Here is a 13147-nt window from a genome sequence, read left to right on the forward strand (position 1 = left end):
CGATAAAATCAACAAAGCGCCCACACAAGCAGGGCCGCGCTGGCGCCGAAGATTGCCGATGCCAGGTCCAGAACGTCGTCCTGCTCCCAACGCCGGCTGAACGGGTTCCAGTCCGACCACGGGCGGCCGGGGGCAGACCAGTCCTTTGACTTCTCGCCGGCTTCCTTCGCCCAGAAAAACACCAGGGCGATCGTCCAACCGGCGACCGGGCTGAAGGCCAGGCCAAAGACCACGGTGATCAGAGCCGCGAGCGCGGCGTGCTTGAGCCAATTCATCATCGTTCCGTTCATGCTGAAAACCCCACGAATATGCCCACCGATGTCATGGATCCGTTTCCCACCGCGATCCCACCGCCTCCCCCGCCCCCGCTGACCGTCGGCGCGAAGAACGTCTGCGTATTCGTGACCAATGCCGGTGCCAGCGCGTAGGTGGCTGTCACCGCAGGCGCGTGGAAGGTCTGGCTATTGGTGAACAGCGAAGGGGTTAGGTCCTGGGCGGCCACCAAGTCAGTGGCGGCCAGGTTGTCCCAGTGGTAGCCGGTCGCATCGCCCGGAGTGCCGCCCGAATTGCGGAAGCCAACCTTGCCCGCTGGAGTGATGTTGTTGGCCGTAGTCGAGCACTTCAGAACGCCGTCGACGTACAGCCGCTTGGTGCCGTTCCGGACCTCCGCCTTCAGATGGTAGGACGTGCCAGCCGACAGCGTGGCACCCGACGAATTGTTGTTCGTGAACGATCCGCTGACCGTGTGGCCTATCGTCCAGCCGGTGCCGTTCAGCCATCCGAAAACGACGTAGTTGGTGCTGTCCTGAATCCGCGCGGCAATGAACGCGCTTTGCGTGATCGTGGTGTGGACATAGAAATCGGCTTCGATATCGTATTCCGCAGCGGCAGGCGTCCATTCGTTCTGGACAACCACCGTGGAGGTGTTCGCCCTGATACGGTTGCTGGCGATAACGAAATTGCCGGTGAGCGCGGTCCATGCTTGGCCGCTGTCGGCGTTCCGGGCCGTCAGCAGCGTGCCGTCGGTCGCCGTGAAGGTGTCGTTAAGTGCCATGCTGCCTCCTGTCACCGGCACGTCAAGCGCGGCAGGGTCGGTGAGATCGGTTGGTGTGGTTGCGGTGAAGGTCCAGCTTCCGGTTCCCGTACCGGCGTCGGTCGCCGTGACCTGTCCTGAGTTTTCACCCGCTGGAATGGTGATCTGATAGGTGCCGGTGTTTCCGGAAGCGCCGCCTTCGGTGAGGGTAATGACTAGATCAACACCACGCACCGCAGACACATCGTCTTCGTCCAGAAGGTTCGCGGTGATGATGACCGAGCCGTCCACTTCAACGGATGAGACTGAAGCCGAGAGCGTGTATTTCGTGGCGTAGGGCAGCGCGAGGTTCCACCCGCCGTCCGGATAAAGTGCGGTCGAATAGCTGTTGTCGGAGAGCTTCGCGGGGCCGGTCGGGTCAGGCGAAAGGGCAGCTTTCAGAGCGGCAATGATCGCGTCGGTATCGGCGCTTGTGTAGTCTATCGTCGAAAGCGCCGCGTAATCCTGAAACACCAGCGAAGGGTCGTAGGCTGCCTGCACTCCGCCGCCGCCCATTGCGTAGCGCCGCCATTCAAGGATGCCGTCTCCCAGCGTCACCCCCGTGAGGGTTCCGCCGACGTTGTTGCCAACCCACACGCGCTCAATGGTGACAGCGGTATGGGTGTTGACGAACCGGACCCAAGGCTCTCCCCCACCCGCCCCCGCATCGGTGTAGGAATCGCCCCATGCGGTTGCCGTGGAACTCATCCCCGGAAACACGGTCTGGTTGATTGAGGTGAGGCAAGCGACCTCAAGATTATCGCCGCGATTGATCATCGGCGAATAGCCTTCGTTGGCCATCACCGAGACGATGTTCTTCATCACGCCGGGGCCTTGGACCGACGTTCCCGATTGGGTGGTGCAGCTTGCCGTGCCATCGGCATGGACCAGCCATATGCGCTGCATATCCGGCGCGACCGCGATGTTGTCTGAGAACTGAATGAAATCGACGTGATCCTGATCAGGATAAACTGCATTCGACGTGTCCCGCATCGGGGACATGAAGATGAAATCGTGAAGCGTGAAGCTATCAGAACTGGTCTGAGCGCCGTTCGAGGTGAAATAGCGCGCCTTGCCGCCGTAGACCTTCAACGTGTTCGGCGCTGCGCCGAAGGCGTTTGCAACCCACGTCATGTCCGCGTTGCGGACGGTGAACTCGCCTTCAAGCGTGAAGTAGATGTAAATCCCGTTCGCGGTGTTCTCCACCTCCCCGGCAGGCCCGCGAATGATCGGATCGTTGATCTCGACCATTGTCGTAACATCGGTGCCGTTGAAGTCGTTGCGGATGAAATAGTGCCCGCTCGACCCTGAAGCCCTGTCAGTGATCGTGTACAGATTGTTGTACTTGACGTAGCTGCTATCCCGGTGCCGCACATAATAGATCGGTGCCGGGTAGTCGTTATCCTCGTTCGTGATGATATGGTAATTGGTGTTCGAAGCGGTCGTGTTGTGAAGACTGACCAGCAGGCTTGTGACCTCGAAACCAGTAGCAGCGCGGGCAACCTCAGCCGTCTTGCCACAAAGCGTCGTAGAATTCGACGCCCCTCTCGCCGCCGTCCAGTCGGACTGTGCCGATATGGTGTAGGTATCCGCCCTGATATTGATCGTCAGGACGCAGGTGCCCGAAGTCCCGTCGCCATTCGTCGCGGTGACATTGAAGACATAAGGCCCGCCATTGAGATCGGCCGTATCGCCCGTTGACGTAGGCGTTGGAAACGTCCCATCCGTCGGTGTCGTCCAGTGCCCCGAAGTCCCCGATGTAAGCGTGATGCTCCATGAAGTCGGAGTGGAAGATCCCACCGCAAGCAGCATGAACCCGAGATCGACAAGCCCACCGTCCCCGGCAATGGTCAGCGCACCGCGATATGCAGTGTGGCTGGATACGAGGACGGGCGCGGCCACCGTGGGTTACCTAAAGCTGCACGATGCCGGATGCATTCCAGGTGATCGTCACGTCCCCGCCGTTTGGCGTGAGCGGTAGACCTGTCACTCCGGTATCGATGTACGCAACAAGCCGGGACGTGCCCGCAACTCCAGTGTCGATGTAGATCACCAGAGCTTCGACGGTATTTCCGCTCAGGGCCGTAAAGGTGACGTTATCGCCGTCCAGAAGGCCGTTCGTGACCGTGGTGTTGGCAATGGTCTGAGGCGTCCCGACAACCCCGGAGAGATCATCGTAAAAGTCGTGCGCCGAACTGTAGGTATATGTCCCGGTGTCGATCAGCGCGACCTTTACCGTGCCGTCGTTGACATCGACGTTCGACGAAGCATCAAGCAGCGCCTGCTTGTAGAGGGGATAGACCGCGTTAGCCATGAGAGAGTCCTTTCAGGCGGAGAAGGCGCCGGCTACCAGCCGACCTTGACGCCAGTGGCGGAGCCGATGCTGCTGATGCTCTTGAAGGCAGTCGGGTGCCACATGCCGGCGGCGAAGGTCTGGGCTTGCGCTTCCGTCTCATCCACCGCGGTTCCGGTGATCTCCCCTGCCGCGTCCAGAAAGATCGCGCGGGGGTAGACGCCGCGGGAGTCGCGGAGGTCCAGGACTGCGCCGGTGACGGCCAGGCGCTTGGTGATGGCGTAGGTGCGTTCGTGCGTGTCGGCAGCCATGGGCAGCGCCCTCGTGTTGATAGTTGTCGATCGACGTATATCGACAAGCCGGAGGCCGGGCAAGGCTGTCTACAGGTTGGGGGCAATGGGTTTTCGCGCCAAAAATTTGTCAGCGCGGGGAGTAGTGAAAATCCGGCGCGGCGTCGGGTGGTGGCCGGGGGGTGGGCCGGATATGCAGGGTGCTGGCCACCCCTCGACCCCCACCCACAGGCCATGCACTACCCTCTAAAGGTAGGGCGTGCCTACACTATTCACCAATGATTACAGGTAGATGCCCGGTAGGCGATGGTCGGTAGCGCCGATCCAGCCTGCGCTACCCCTCAATAACCCGCGCATTTACGGGCTTTGCGGCCTCTGCCTTGCCAGCAAGCGCGCTGTCCAGCTTGGAGATTGCGGCTTCAAGCTCGTCCGCCGTCATCTCGTGAAGCTCTTTGGCGTGGCCGCTCTCGTCCTTCGGGCCATGACCGGCCGCATCGAGCATATATTTGGCCGCCTGGAACCGGACGCCACCCGGATTGCCGGGCTGCATGAGAGCGATCATGGTGCGAATAGCGAGGTTCGCGCCCTCTGTGTTGATCATGTTTTCGCGCCACTCGTGCAGCGCTTTCTGCACCGCAGGCGACCTTACGACTTGGTATCCAACCTCCCTCGTGGCGTAGCCGGACTTAAGCGCCGCTTCCCCAGGTGAACAGCCCTCCGCATACGCTTGGACGAACGCCAGTTGTTTTTCCGTCAAGTCAGCCTTGCTGATTTTTAGCATCGGATTTCCGCTGATTTTGCCACCTTGACTGCCTACACCTTGTAGGCATATGATGATCAACAATATCAACAACCATCATCAAAGGAAAGCACATGTCCAAATCCGACGACTGGTGGGCTATCACCATCTTCGCAGCCTCCATGTTCTACGCGTTCCACGCATGGGCAACGGCAGGGCTGCCGCAATGACCTTGCAGGAACTCCACGAACGCTGGACCGCATGGAACGCGGCCGATGAGGCATGGAGCCGCGAACTGATCCGCACCTACGGCTCTGACGCTTGCAACGCGCGGTACGAGAGCCGGGGCAAGGCCACGCCTGAACTGGCACGGCTGTGTGCCGCGTTCATGGCGGCCGGAGAGGCATGGACCGAAGCGAACGACGCATGGCGCAAGCAACAGGCCAACGCGGCCTGACTGTCGATAATCACGATCAACAAGGAGCAATCACAATGACCAACGCACAGCACACGCCGGGGCCTTTAGGCGTGACGGACGAAGGTGACATTTCTAGCCCGAAGGGCAGGATCGCAATCTGCAACACGCTGATGGTTGCGGACTGCCCGCAAGAGGAGTGGGAAGGCAACGCCCGCCTCCTAGCCGCCGCTTACACGTCCTACGACAAGCACTTCGGCCCCAACGCCATCGCGGCTGCTGAAGCCGATCTGCTGGGTGAGGCCCTGGAGGCGGTCCGGGAAGCATGGGAAATGCTTCCACCCATTGATCCGGCGCACCCTAACATGGGGCGTTATGATCGCATTCGCGCCCTTCTCACCAAGGCCGGAAAGGCGGGGCAATGATGATCAAATGGGAAGCCGCGCCAGACCTGGCTGGGTTCATCGCGAACGTGAGCAGCGATATCACTCTAGTTGTCACGCCATGCGATTATGTGAAGGGCTTCAAGCTGAAGGCCGCTCGGGGCACGAAATGGCGCGCGCAAGCCACTCATTGGTGCGAACGGACGCGAGTAGCAAGCCGCTACGGGCGGGACGAATACGACAACCCGCAAGACAGCCCACAGGCCGCAAAGCGACTGGCGGAGACGATCTACAACGACGCCAGAGCAGAAAGGGCCCATCAATGACCCGCATCCTGCTCGCACCATTCATCGCGCTTGCTCTGCTGGGCATCATCGTGGTCGGCATTCTCGCGCGCGGCATCGACCAATGACCGCCATCCTCCTCATCGGCCTGGCGGTGCTGATAGCAACGCTGGCCCTCACCAGATGGAACGACAATTAGAGCGACTTGACACCTACAGTTTGTAGTCATACAGTCCGCCTTGCTGCTGAAAACAGCTACGAAGCGGACGGCCCACGACAGAGGCACAATCTGTCATCGACGTTCGATCCGGCCTTGTGCCGGGAGTGTGCGGATACAAAACCCGCTCTGCGGGGAAGAAGCACGCCTGCCTTCGTTCAGGTTTTCAGCTCCCGGCGACCCGCCGATCGGGTCATCCTCCTGAAAAGAGGAACGAAGCAATGCCGAAGACAATCACCTCCACCTATGACGTAACCCGCCGCACTGTTGTGACGGCGAACCATGCTCGCGTGAAAGCCGCGTCCAGCGCTCCCAAGCGCACGAGCAAGCCGAAATGGAAGACGGCGCTCCGCAAGCCTGATCTTGTTTTCGAGATCATCGGAGACGGCGACAAGGTTCTGATAGACGGCCTGATGACGCGCGATCAGGCGATCATGGTCTACAAGTTCCTTGAAGCGATAAACGCATAGACCGCCAGCCTGTTATTTCTCCTGGGCCGTTCCTTGCGAGCGGCCCATTTCTTTTAGCCGCTTGGTGACGATTGCCTCCAACGCCACAGTCAGCCCGTCCGTCATTCTGTCCAATGGATGCGAGCGGCAATGCTCGACGATCATTTTCACCGGGCCATCTGAGGGGCCGGAATAGACATTGCCTCGATGCAGACTGATGGCCGCCATGTTCATGCCGCTCAGCAGCCCATTGATCCAGGCATAGAACACGCTTTGGTCAAACCTGGCGTTGGGATTGTCGAAAGCATTTACGACCTCAACACAAGATATCGTCGCCCCATAAAGCTTCATGTCCTCGTAGGGCCTGACGGCCTCAACAGCCATCATCAACGCCAATCCCGCAATCACCATCCCGTTCCCTCCGGCTCAAATCGGAGAAAACCATAGCACCTTCTATTTTGCCCGCAAACGGCCCTCAGAAGCGCAAAGCCATTCCGGTGGTGATCGACACCCATCAACACTATCAACGCGCTCCTGCCCACGTTCCACGGCGTTCCACGCGCAATCTATCACCTCAACCCCAACACCAGCCGTCTCTGCCCACCGCTTTTCCACCGTCAGCCTGGAAACACGACAATCATTCTCCAGCAACCCGACCGCCTCCAGCACATCCATGACCGCTTTCGCCAGATTATCCCCGTCCGGCTTCGCCGTGTGCGGCTGCCCGAGATATTCCGGCCGCGTCTTCGGCACGGCAAAGCGAAACGCCATGCGGATTTCGACCGCTCCGGTGAATGGCTTTGCCCTGGCGTGCCTCGCAGCCAGCTCAACCGCCTGCCGCCACAGCTTCGCGCCTCGGCTTGCCGTGCTGACCACGCGTCCTTTCACGAACCGCGGGCGCGGCTGTGGCCTGGGTGTGCCGTTGACCGTGAATGCGACAGCGCGCGGTTCAGACAATGGCCGGCGCCCTCAAGATGATCCGCCCGCACATGATCGGCTCCGCGCCTTCAATGAAAAACACCGCGTCCCGCTGATCCGCCGCGCAGAACGCAACCCCAAGATCCAGCTTGTACGCGAGATCGGCCAGTCCCTTGCCGCGTTCGGTCAGATGCACATCACGCGGCAGGCGCACCATGTCCCGGCGATGGACGGAGACCGCGGCCGCGGCTTCATCCGCGCCTTGCGCAACTTGTCCTGCGCCGCCTTCAGCCTTCGATCGGTGAGGCGGTCGGTCACGCGATCGATCGCCACGCAGGCGACATAGGCAACCGCAAACATCCCTATCAGCACCAGCGCGTCACTTGCCTGCATAGCCATGATCCTCCGGATATGTTGACCGCGATAATCTACAACCGGCCTACGCTATGCGCCAGACGCGAATGCCTTTCGGGTCCACGCGGGTTGTAATTTTGAACCCGTTGCCATGATAGCGCTTAAAGGCGTTGGCTGCGCCGTGGCAGGCCATGGTTCTATCGGTTCTATCCTCGATAGCGCACGGAAGCAGGAAGCTATCCCCCACCTGCATCATTCGGAATGGATATGTCCATTTCCCACCCTTCATCGTCTTTACCCTTGATGTCCCCTTTGGCGGAATGGGCAGACCCCTCTCAATCTTGAACATGATGACCTCCGTTTTGTCTCTTAAGGAGAGTAGCCTGTCATCGGATGGTGATCAACAGTGATCATCAATGGCACATCATTTGGACTGCGACTGCCGGGGTCCGGGAGTAAGTTTGTCTAAGCCAGCGTTGCCTATAGGCATAAGCGCTAGCGCCGTAGGCTAGCTTACTTAAGTATGGCAGCGTGGAAGGCATTGATTTTAAAGGGAAATTTTAGGCCCGCTGCCAAGAATTTTGGCAGCGCTAAGTCATTGAAAAATAACGGCCTTCCAGACTGCCGACCGCTGCCGGCCCGCTGCCGCTGCCGACGGCAGTCTGCTGCCGGCAGCCATTGGCAGCCTTCGGCAGTTTTGGCAGGCGCATCATTTCGGCACAAACCGCAAAATAAAATCCCGCCAAATCAGTGACTTGGCGGGACCAAAAGACGGCAGCGTTATAAATCAATCACTTAGCCCGCATCGTCATGCCCATATTTGGCTCTGATCTGCCCATATCCATCATCGAAATAGACGTGATCGAACGTCAGCATCTTGTGCTTCTTGCCCTTCGGGGCGGCGAAGCGATCGATGTGCAGGCACTCCGGAACGTCCAGCCGGTTCATCATGCTGGAGCCTGATCCTTCCACCGATCGCTGCACCAGCCGGCGCTGCGTCAGCAGCCGGTCAATCAGATCCCGCGTCTCCTGCCGCGTCAGCACGGCGATCTTGGGATGGAACATGGCGCGGTGGTTGTGGACGCTGTTGGAATCGGTGCGCGTGAAGAACAGCCGCTCGTGATCGGCATATTCGCGGATGCACCAGATGAGCCATTCTTCCAGCTCGTAGGTGCTGCCGCGGCTGGACCGTTCATGCAGCGTCACATCTTCCAGCAAACCGCTCGGCTGCCGCAGGAGCGTCTTCGGCTCCTTCATGGCCTCCGGCATGTTCGCCTTCAGCACGCCGCCCATATAGAGCATCCCGCGCTCTGGCGGCAGGCCCATGGCCTTCATGCGTTTCTGCCAGTCATGCGCGGCCCAGAAGCCCATCACCATCCGCATCGCGTTCGGCAGGGCCGTGCTGCCACGGATGGCGGCCCGCATCTCGTCCACGTCCCTGATCGGCTCGTCTCCGGCCTTGCGGACATGGTGCGTCACCACGAGGGCCGCCTTCAGCTCGCCACAGATTGGCGCGACTGCGCGGACATATTCGCCAATGACGACTGCGCTGTTTTCCTCGCCATGCAGCGTCGCATTCAACGTGTCGATGATGACGGCGCTGACGCGCCCTCCGCGCTGATGGATGCCGTGCATCGCCCGATACAGCTTTCCCCAGCGCTCCGAGGCGATGGCTTCGCGGGTGGCAGGGTGGTGACTGACCAGCGGAAAAGCGCCGCCGAGATTATCAAGAGGCAGAGCGATAAGTCGTTCACCGGCCAGACGACGCATAGAACCGTCGCTGTCGAGAGCATTCCAGCGGATATCCAGTTCCTCAATGTCATCTTCCCCGGTCATGATGATGACGGTTCCGCCATTTGCTTCCGGCGTGATCGCCTGCCCCATCCATGTCAGGCTGCTTCCCTCTCCGGCCGCCGCCAGCTTCAGCGCCAGATCCATGCACAGGAACGTCTTGCCTGCCCCGCCTTCGGCAACGACCATATGGCGCTTCCCGGCAAACACCAGCCCGTCCACCAGCATTCGCCGTGCCTTCGGCTCCGGCGATGATCGATGGACAACGGCCCACGACAGCAGATCATCGGTGGTGTCGATCGTCTCCATGGTCGAAACGGAAATGCCGGCGCCGGGGCGCTGCATCTCCTGAAGCGGCCCGTTCGCCTTCATGTCATGGTTCAATATGCCGATGAATTCCTGTTGGAAGCGCTCGCGCGGCCAGGGCGGCACCATATGGCTCAACATCCAGCCGTAGGCGGCCTCAGCCGCTTCCTCCAGCGACATAAGCCCAAGCCGGACCTGCTTGATATTGAACCCGGCAACGGCGGAGAACTCGGACCAGCGGTTGCGATCGGTATCGCCGCCTTCATGGACGTCGCGCTGCATCGCCTCGATGGCATTGCTTGTCATCGACTTGCCCGCGCCTGCCATGAAATCCATGAAGCTGCCGCACTCGGACATTGGCGACGGCGTGCCCGGGGTGACGGAAACGATCACCCCTTCCATCGCCGGCATTGCCTCGATCGCCTCCGCCAGCTCATCAAGATGGAAGTCGCGAGGCGCTTCGCCAACCTCGCTCCCGCTTATTGACTGGACCGGCTTTGCCTGCCCGCCCTTGGCGTAGACGCTGCCCGGCAGACGAATGACCTGGGTGGCGCGGCCGAACGACTGATCGCCGCCTATCTTTGCTGCCAGCACCTTCCGCAGCGCAGCCACGCGCTCGACGTCTTCGGCCGGTTCCGACAGCAGCCAGTAGCAATGCCGCTTCGGCTGGCCGCTATCCGTCACGCCGCCCGAAAGAACCGTGAACGACGCGGACCCAAGATGCGTCTCGGCATGTTCCCATTTCGCACCTGTATCGCCACTGTCGATATCGACCACGATCGCGGTCAATGCCTGGATCCGCTCCAGCGTCACATCACCGGCCGCCTCGGCTTCGTCCCTCACCACGGCAGGCACGATGAACGCGGCCACTCCATGGGCGGCCCATCGGTCGACATGGCCCTTGATGGCAGACACGCAGAAGGCGGATCGCGGATCGACGAACTTGCGCTCGCGGAACTTGCCCTCCTTGTCCGTGCCCTTCTCCCCGATCCCCAGCAGGGAGATCACCCCGCCTTCGGACCAGTCAACGTGGCGGAAAAGATCGTCGATATAGGCGCGTATCTGCGCCTCGCTCACCAGCCCGGTTGCGGTGCTGATGGGGATAATGCTGACTGATGTCATTCGTCATTCTCTACAATAAATTGATAGCACCAGAATCTATAGGTTGTGGGATGTCCGCTTGGACCGAGGCGTTGTTCCTCCACCTTGTAGCGACCAACAAGGCCACGGGAATGAAGCCGCGCCAGGGCGCCGCTCACCCTTGGCCGGGGGATGCCTGTCACCTGCACCACATCCCGCACCAGCATCGGCCCTTCGGCCTCCTTCAGTGCTTTCAGAATCGGCGCCATGGTAGTGGGCTCGTTTAGCCATTCACCGAAATATGATGAATTGCCAGGGCCACCCACCTATCGGCTCCATTTGCTATGCTCGCCGCACATCTGCCTGCCTATTGTGGTGGGCCAGCCAAACCACGCCTTCGGCCTTCCGGCCTCTGTTTCGCCCTCGGACCGCACCAGAACAGGCGGGTTACGATGGCAGCGGCCAACCTCCCCCGACGGCTCGCTATGCGTCACCCACCAGTCACAGTTCGAACAGGACATTCCTTCCAGCGACATTTCAATTTCCCCAATTCCAAGGCGCGGGCGCTTCAGCGGCTGCCGGCTGCGCTTCGCTCCAGCAACGCTGCGCATAAGAACAGAATTTGCACCGGAAGTCTGTCGATTGTTTTGATATGCGCGGTAGTTCGTCGGGCGTCAAAGTCGACACTACGCGCGCGCCGCGGTCCGACGCGGCCTGTGCGGCAGCGTGATCGAACGGCACCAACTCCGCATAGATCTCGCCGGTGTTACCGTTGATCGCGGTGAACAGGCTCGGATGGTCCGCCAGGCCGAGATAGGCCATATAAAGCTGCATCTGCGCATAGTAGAGCGGCTTGGACACCTTAACGCCCTTGCGCTGCGTGTCCTTCCAACCCTTGTCGCCCAGCGCCTTCATCTCCCACAGCTTCGGATACGGGCCGAAATCGTCGGGCCCGGCAGTGACCACGCCATCGCAATGCCCGCTGATTCGATAGCACCCGCGCGCATCGTCCCATGCCACGCCAAAACCGAATTGCCGGCCGTCCGGCCGTTCCGTCAGCACGGTAAATCCAGCCAGGCGCAGGTAATTGGCCATGCGGGTTTCGGCGTCATGCCCGCGATCGAAGATCCGCAGCGTCTTGCCCTGAAAATGCGCGTCGGGATCCTTCGGGGTCTGGTGATATTCATATCCCAGCATCCGTTCGCATTCTTCGCCAAGGCGGCTGGCGCCGATGTAGTTGCGCGGCGGTTGGGCCTGATTGGCGGCCTCCATGGCCGCATCGATATGCGCCTGGAACGCATCGCTGAACGCTGCGGCCGGCGATGGTGTGAAATCCATCATCAAATTTGTCCTTGTCAGTGCGGGCGCTGCATTCTGATCAGCGGCAGATATGCTTCAAACTCGGAACTCTGCTCATTGTATGTCATGATGCCGATCCCCAGCGCCCATGTTCCTGGGTTCGACTTCGCCCAATCGCACACATGCAGAGCTAGCCGTTTGAGCGCCCATTCCACGCTTGGAATCTTGCACCTGAACAGGACGCAATCGGCCCCGTCCGGGAAATCATCACACACCGGCAGAGGTATGCCATCGAACTGCGGGCTGAAATACGCCATGTCCTTATCGAGAACGGTGTGAATGCGGCGGACCGGTGCCATCGCCGAACGATAGACGACAAGATCGCTTGTCACACTGGCTGCCAAGGTCATCATGCTTCTCCATTCTTCGCCAGGGGCATGGCGCGGATCGGTGGAGAGGTCCAGCCCCTTCGCCAGTTCTGCTGGATCGGTCATGGCTTTTTGGTCTCTGTGAAAATCTTGATCGCGTTTTCACCCGCCGGGATGTTCGCAGGCGCAAGCTTCGCATGGCAGCAGGTATAGCCGCAGTCACACTCCAACCATTCCGTCGCTGGTGGAAGGTCGTTATAGTTTACGAATAAGCGCTTGCCGCATTCAGGACAGACTAGATCGTTCATCACGCTTTCTCCTCGCCTAGAGCCTCTCGGGCAACGAACCTAGCGCCTTCCAGATAAGTCACCTCGTGCGGGTCAGCTATCCGCCGCAGCGCCTCTTCGGCCTTGGCGGCGCGTGCTTCTGCTGCGAGCTTTTGCGACAGGAACATATCGAGCTGGTCTTTGTAGGTGGCGGCCAGTGCCTGCGCGTTTCCCATCTGCCTGTGGAGTTCGTTGAAGGCTGCTGTTCGGCTCTCCACCTCTGCCTTTAGTTCCTTGATGGTGGCGGCTGCTTTATAACGCAACTCCATAGTGTGCGCGAAAATCGCGCCAGCGGCCAATTCAAAGTCCAGTTTCCCCAATGGATTATTGTTATAATCTGCATATTGTGGGAGTTCATTCCACGACTTCTCCGTTATCTGAGAAGCAATTGTCTTAGCCCATTTCTGCTTGATATCATCCTTCAAGGACACTGCTCCTAATTCCTCAACCAGATCATCCGCTTTATCTGAGTGGGTGGTCATGGGTGGCTCGCCGCGCTCAGCAAGAGAAGGCGCAGGGTAGGAATACGTGGTGCACTCGCCAAAGTGTTGGATGCCGTCCAT

The 13147-nt window shown here is 60.0% G+C and carries 21 protein-coding genes; 4 read left to right on the forward strand and 17 right to left on the reverse strand.

Annotated features, from left to right (window positions below):
- Positions 1-8 precede the first annotated feature (8 nt).
- From BSL82_RS15695 to BSL82_RS15715, 5 genes are all read right to left on the reverse strand, one after another.
- Positions 9-290: a hypothetical protein gene (locus BSL82_RS15695; protein WP_072598208.1), complete on the reverse strand. Its 282-nt coding sequence runs from the start codon at positions 288-290 to the stop codon at positions 9-11.
- The gene (locus tag BSL82_RS15700; protein WP_072598209.1) at positions 287-2974 is read right to left on the reverse strand and encodes a LamG-like jellyroll fold domain-containing protein; all 2688 of its coding nucleotides are present in this window, start codon (positions 2972-2974) and stop codon (positions 287-289) included. Before BSL82_RS15700 ends, BSL82_RS15695 begins: the two co-directional genes overlap by 4 nt.
- Before the next feature lie 10 nt (positions 2975-2984).
- Entirely contained in the window at positions 2985-3386 is a 402-nt protein-coding gene (locus tag BSL82_RS15705) for a hypothetical protein (RefSeq protein WP_072595557.1), read from the reverse strand.
- Between the two features lie 32 nt (positions 3387-3418).
- On the reverse strand, positions 3419-3676 hold the full coding sequence (locus tag BSL82_RS15710) for a hypothetical protein (RefSeq protein WP_072598210.1): 258 nt from the start codon (positions 3674-3676) through the stop codon (positions 3419-3421).
- A gap of 313 nt (positions 3677-3989) precedes the next feature.
- Positions 3990-4499, reverse strand: a complete 510-nt coding sequence (locus tag BSL82_RS15715; RefSeq protein ID WP_158010947.1) for a terminase small subunit — start codon at positions 4497-4499, stop codon at positions 3990-3992.
- Positions 4500-4620: 121 nt separating this feature from the next.
- Between BSL82_RS15715 and BSL82_RS20625 the strand changes: the two genes are divergently transcribed.
- The 4 genes from BSL82_RS20625 (at position 4621) to BSL82_RS15735 (ending at position 6163) form a co-directional block, all read left to right on the forward strand.
- Positions 4621-4851 (forward strand): hypothetical protein, encoded by a 231-nt coding sequence (locus tag BSL82_RS20625; protein ID WP_158010949.1) that lies wholly within the window; start codon positions 4621-4623, stop codon positions 4849-4851.
- Positions 4852-4886: 35 nt separating this feature from the next.
- A complete protein-coding gene (locus BSL82_RS15725; protein WP_072598213.1) occupies positions 4887-5234 on the forward strand; it encodes a hypothetical protein in 348 nt (115 codons plus the stop codon).
- A complete protein-coding gene (locus tag BSL82_RS15730; RefSeq protein WP_072598214.1) occupies positions 5231-5518 on the forward strand; it encodes a hypothetical protein in 288 nt (95 codons plus the stop codon). The genes BSL82_RS15725 and BSL82_RS15730 overlap by 4 nt, the downstream gene beginning before the upstream one ends.
- Before the next feature lie 396 nt (positions 5519-5914).
- The gene (locus BSL82_RS15735; RefSeq protein WP_072598215.1) at positions 5915-6163 is read left to right on the forward strand and encodes a hypothetical protein; all 249 of its coding nucleotides are present in this window, start codon (positions 5915-5917) and stop codon (positions 6161-6163) included.
- Positions 6164-6175: 12 nt separating this feature from the next.
- Here BSL82_RS15735 and BSL82_RS15740 read toward each other — a convergent pair whose 3' ends face one another.
- From BSL82_RS15740 to BSL82_RS15795, 12 genes are all read right to left on the reverse strand, one after another.
- Positions 6176-6553: a hypothetical protein gene (locus tag BSL82_RS15740; protein WP_072598216.1), complete on the reverse strand. Its 378-nt coding sequence runs from the start codon at positions 6551-6553 to the stop codon at positions 6176-6178.
- Positions 6554-6595: 42 nt separating this feature from the next.
- Complete coding sequence (locus BSL82_RS15745) at positions 6596-7099, reverse strand: RusA family crossover junction endodeoxyribonuclease (RefSeq protein WP_072598217.1); 504 nt, start codon at positions 7097-7099, stop codon at positions 6596-6598.
- Positions 7092-7277, reverse strand: a complete 186-nt coding sequence (locus BSL82_RS15750) for a hypothetical protein (RefSeq protein ID WP_072598218.1) — start codon at positions 7275-7277, stop codon at positions 7092-7094. The genes BSL82_RS15745 and BSL82_RS15750 overlap by 8 nt, the downstream gene beginning before the upstream one ends.
- Positions 7247-7453, reverse strand: coding sequence for a hypothetical protein (locus tag BSL82_RS15755; protein ID WP_072598219.1), 207 nt, complete (start codon positions 7451-7453; stop codon positions 7247-7249). Before BSL82_RS15755 ends, BSL82_RS15750 begins: the two co-directional genes overlap by 31 nt.
- A gap of 46 nt (positions 7454-7499) precedes the next feature.
- Entirely contained in the window at positions 7500-7766 is a 267-nt protein-coding gene (locus BSL82_RS21935) for a DUF7303 family protein (RefSeq protein ID WP_503660810.1), read from the reverse strand.
- Between the two features lie 238 nt (positions 7767-8004).
- Positions 8005-8205: a hypothetical protein gene (locus tag BSL82_RS15765; protein WP_072598221.1), complete on the reverse strand. Its 201-nt coding sequence runs from the start codon at positions 8203-8205 to the stop codon at positions 8005-8007.
- 4 nt (positions 8206-8209) lie between these two features.
- Entirely contained in the window at positions 8210-10633 is a 2424-nt protein-coding gene (locus tag BSL82_RS15770) for an AAA family ATPase (RefSeq protein WP_072598222.1), read from the reverse strand.
- Positions 10630-10860, reverse strand: a complete 231-nt coding sequence (locus BSL82_RS15775) for a helix-turn-helix transcriptional regulator (RefSeq protein WP_072598223.1) — start codon at positions 10858-10860, stop codon at positions 10630-10632. The genes BSL82_RS15770 and BSL82_RS15775 overlap by 4 nt, the downstream gene beginning before the upstream one ends.
- Positions 10861-11128: 268 nt before the next feature.
- The gene (locus BSL82_RS15780) at positions 11129-11932 is read right to left on the reverse strand and encodes a hypothetical protein (RefSeq protein ID WP_072598224.1); all 804 of its coding nucleotides are present in this window, start codon (positions 11930-11932) and stop codon (positions 11129-11131) included.
- 14 nt (positions 11933-11946) lie between these two features.
- Positions 11947-12384 (reverse strand): hypothetical protein, encoded by a 438-nt coding sequence (locus BSL82_RS15785; RefSeq protein WP_072598225.1) that lies wholly within the window; start codon positions 12382-12384, stop codon positions 11947-11949.
- Positions 12381-12566, reverse strand: a complete 186-nt coding sequence (locus BSL82_RS15790; protein ID WP_072598226.1) for a hypothetical protein — start codon at positions 12564-12566, stop codon at positions 12381-12383. Before BSL82_RS15790 ends, BSL82_RS15785 begins: the two co-directional genes overlap by 4 nt.
- Positions 12566-13147: a hypothetical protein gene (locus tag BSL82_RS15795; protein ID WP_158010953.1), complete on the reverse strand. Its 582-nt coding sequence runs from the start codon at positions 13145-13147 to the stop codon at positions 12566-12568. The genes BSL82_RS15790 and BSL82_RS15795 overlap by 1 nt, the downstream gene beginning before the upstream one ends.

The sequence above is a fragment of the Tardibacter chloracetimidivorans genome, assembly GCF_001890385.1.
GTDB lineage: Bacteria > Pseudomonadota > Alphaproteobacteria > Sphingomonadales > Sphingomonadaceae > Tardibacter > Tardibacter chloracetimidivorans.

Coding starts and splice junctions, on each gene's coding strand:
- BSL82_RS15780 (WP_072598224.1), bottom strand. CDS start 11,932: ATGATGGATTTCACACCATCGCCGGCCGCAGCGTTCAGCGATGCGTTC.
- BSL82_RS15710 (WP_072598210.1), bottom strand. CDS start 3,676: ATGGCTGCCGACACGCACGAACGCACCTACGCCATCACCAAGCGCCTG.
- BSL82_RS15695 (WP_072598208.1), bottom strand. CDS start 290: ATGAACGGAACGATGATGAATTGGCTCAAGCACGCCGCGCTCGCGGCT.
- BSL82_RS15750 (WP_072598218.1), bottom strand. CDS start 7,277: ATGGTGCGCCTGCCGCGTGATGTGCATCTGACCGAACGCGGCAAGGGA.
- BSL82_RS15795 (WP_158010953.1), bottom strand. CDS start 13,147: ATGGACGGCATCCAACACTTTGGCGAGTGCACCACGTATTCCTACCCT.
- BSL82_RS15770 (WP_072598222.1), bottom strand. CDS start 10,633: ATGACATCAGTCAGCATTATCCCCATCAGCACCGCAACCGGGCTGGTG.
- BSL82_RS15730 (WP_072598214.1), top strand. CDS start 5,231: ATGATGATCAAATGGGAAGCCGCGCCAGACCTGGCTGGGTTCATCGCG.
- BSL82_RS15735 (WP_072598215.1), top strand. CDS start 5,915: ATGCCGAAGACAATCACCTCCACCTATGACGTAACCCGCCGCACTGTT.
- BSL82_RS20625 (WP_158010949.1), top strand. CDS start 4,621: ATGACCTTGCAGGAACTCCACGAACGCTGGACCGCATGGAACGCGGCC.
- BSL82_RS15740 (WP_072598216.1), bottom strand. CDS start 6,553: ATGGTGATTGCGGGATTGGCGTTGATGATGGCTGTTGAGGCCGTCAGG.
- BSL82_RS15755 (WP_072598219.1), bottom strand. CDS start 7,453: ATGCAGGCAAGTGACGCGCTGGTGCTGATAGGGATGTTTGCGGTTGCC.
- BSL82_RS15725 (WP_072598213.1), top strand. CDS start 4,887: ATGACCAACGCACAGCACACGCCGGGGCCTTTAGGCGTGACGGACGAA.
- BSL82_RS15705 (WP_072595557.1), bottom strand. CDS start 3,386: ATGGCTAACGCGGTCTATCCCCTCTACAAGCAGGCGCTGCTTGATGCT.
- BSL82_RS15785 (WP_072598225.1), bottom strand. CDS start 12,384: ATGACCGATCCAGCAGAACTGGCGAAGGGGCTGGACCTCTCCACCGAT.
- BSL82_RS15775 (WP_072598223.1), bottom strand. CDS start 10,860: ATGGCGCCGATTCTGAAAGCACTGAAGGAGGCCGAAGGGCCGATGCTG.
- BSL82_RS15790 (WP_072598226.1), bottom strand. CDS start 12,566: ATGAACGATCTAGTCTGTCCTGAATGCGGCAAGCGCTTATTCGTAAAC.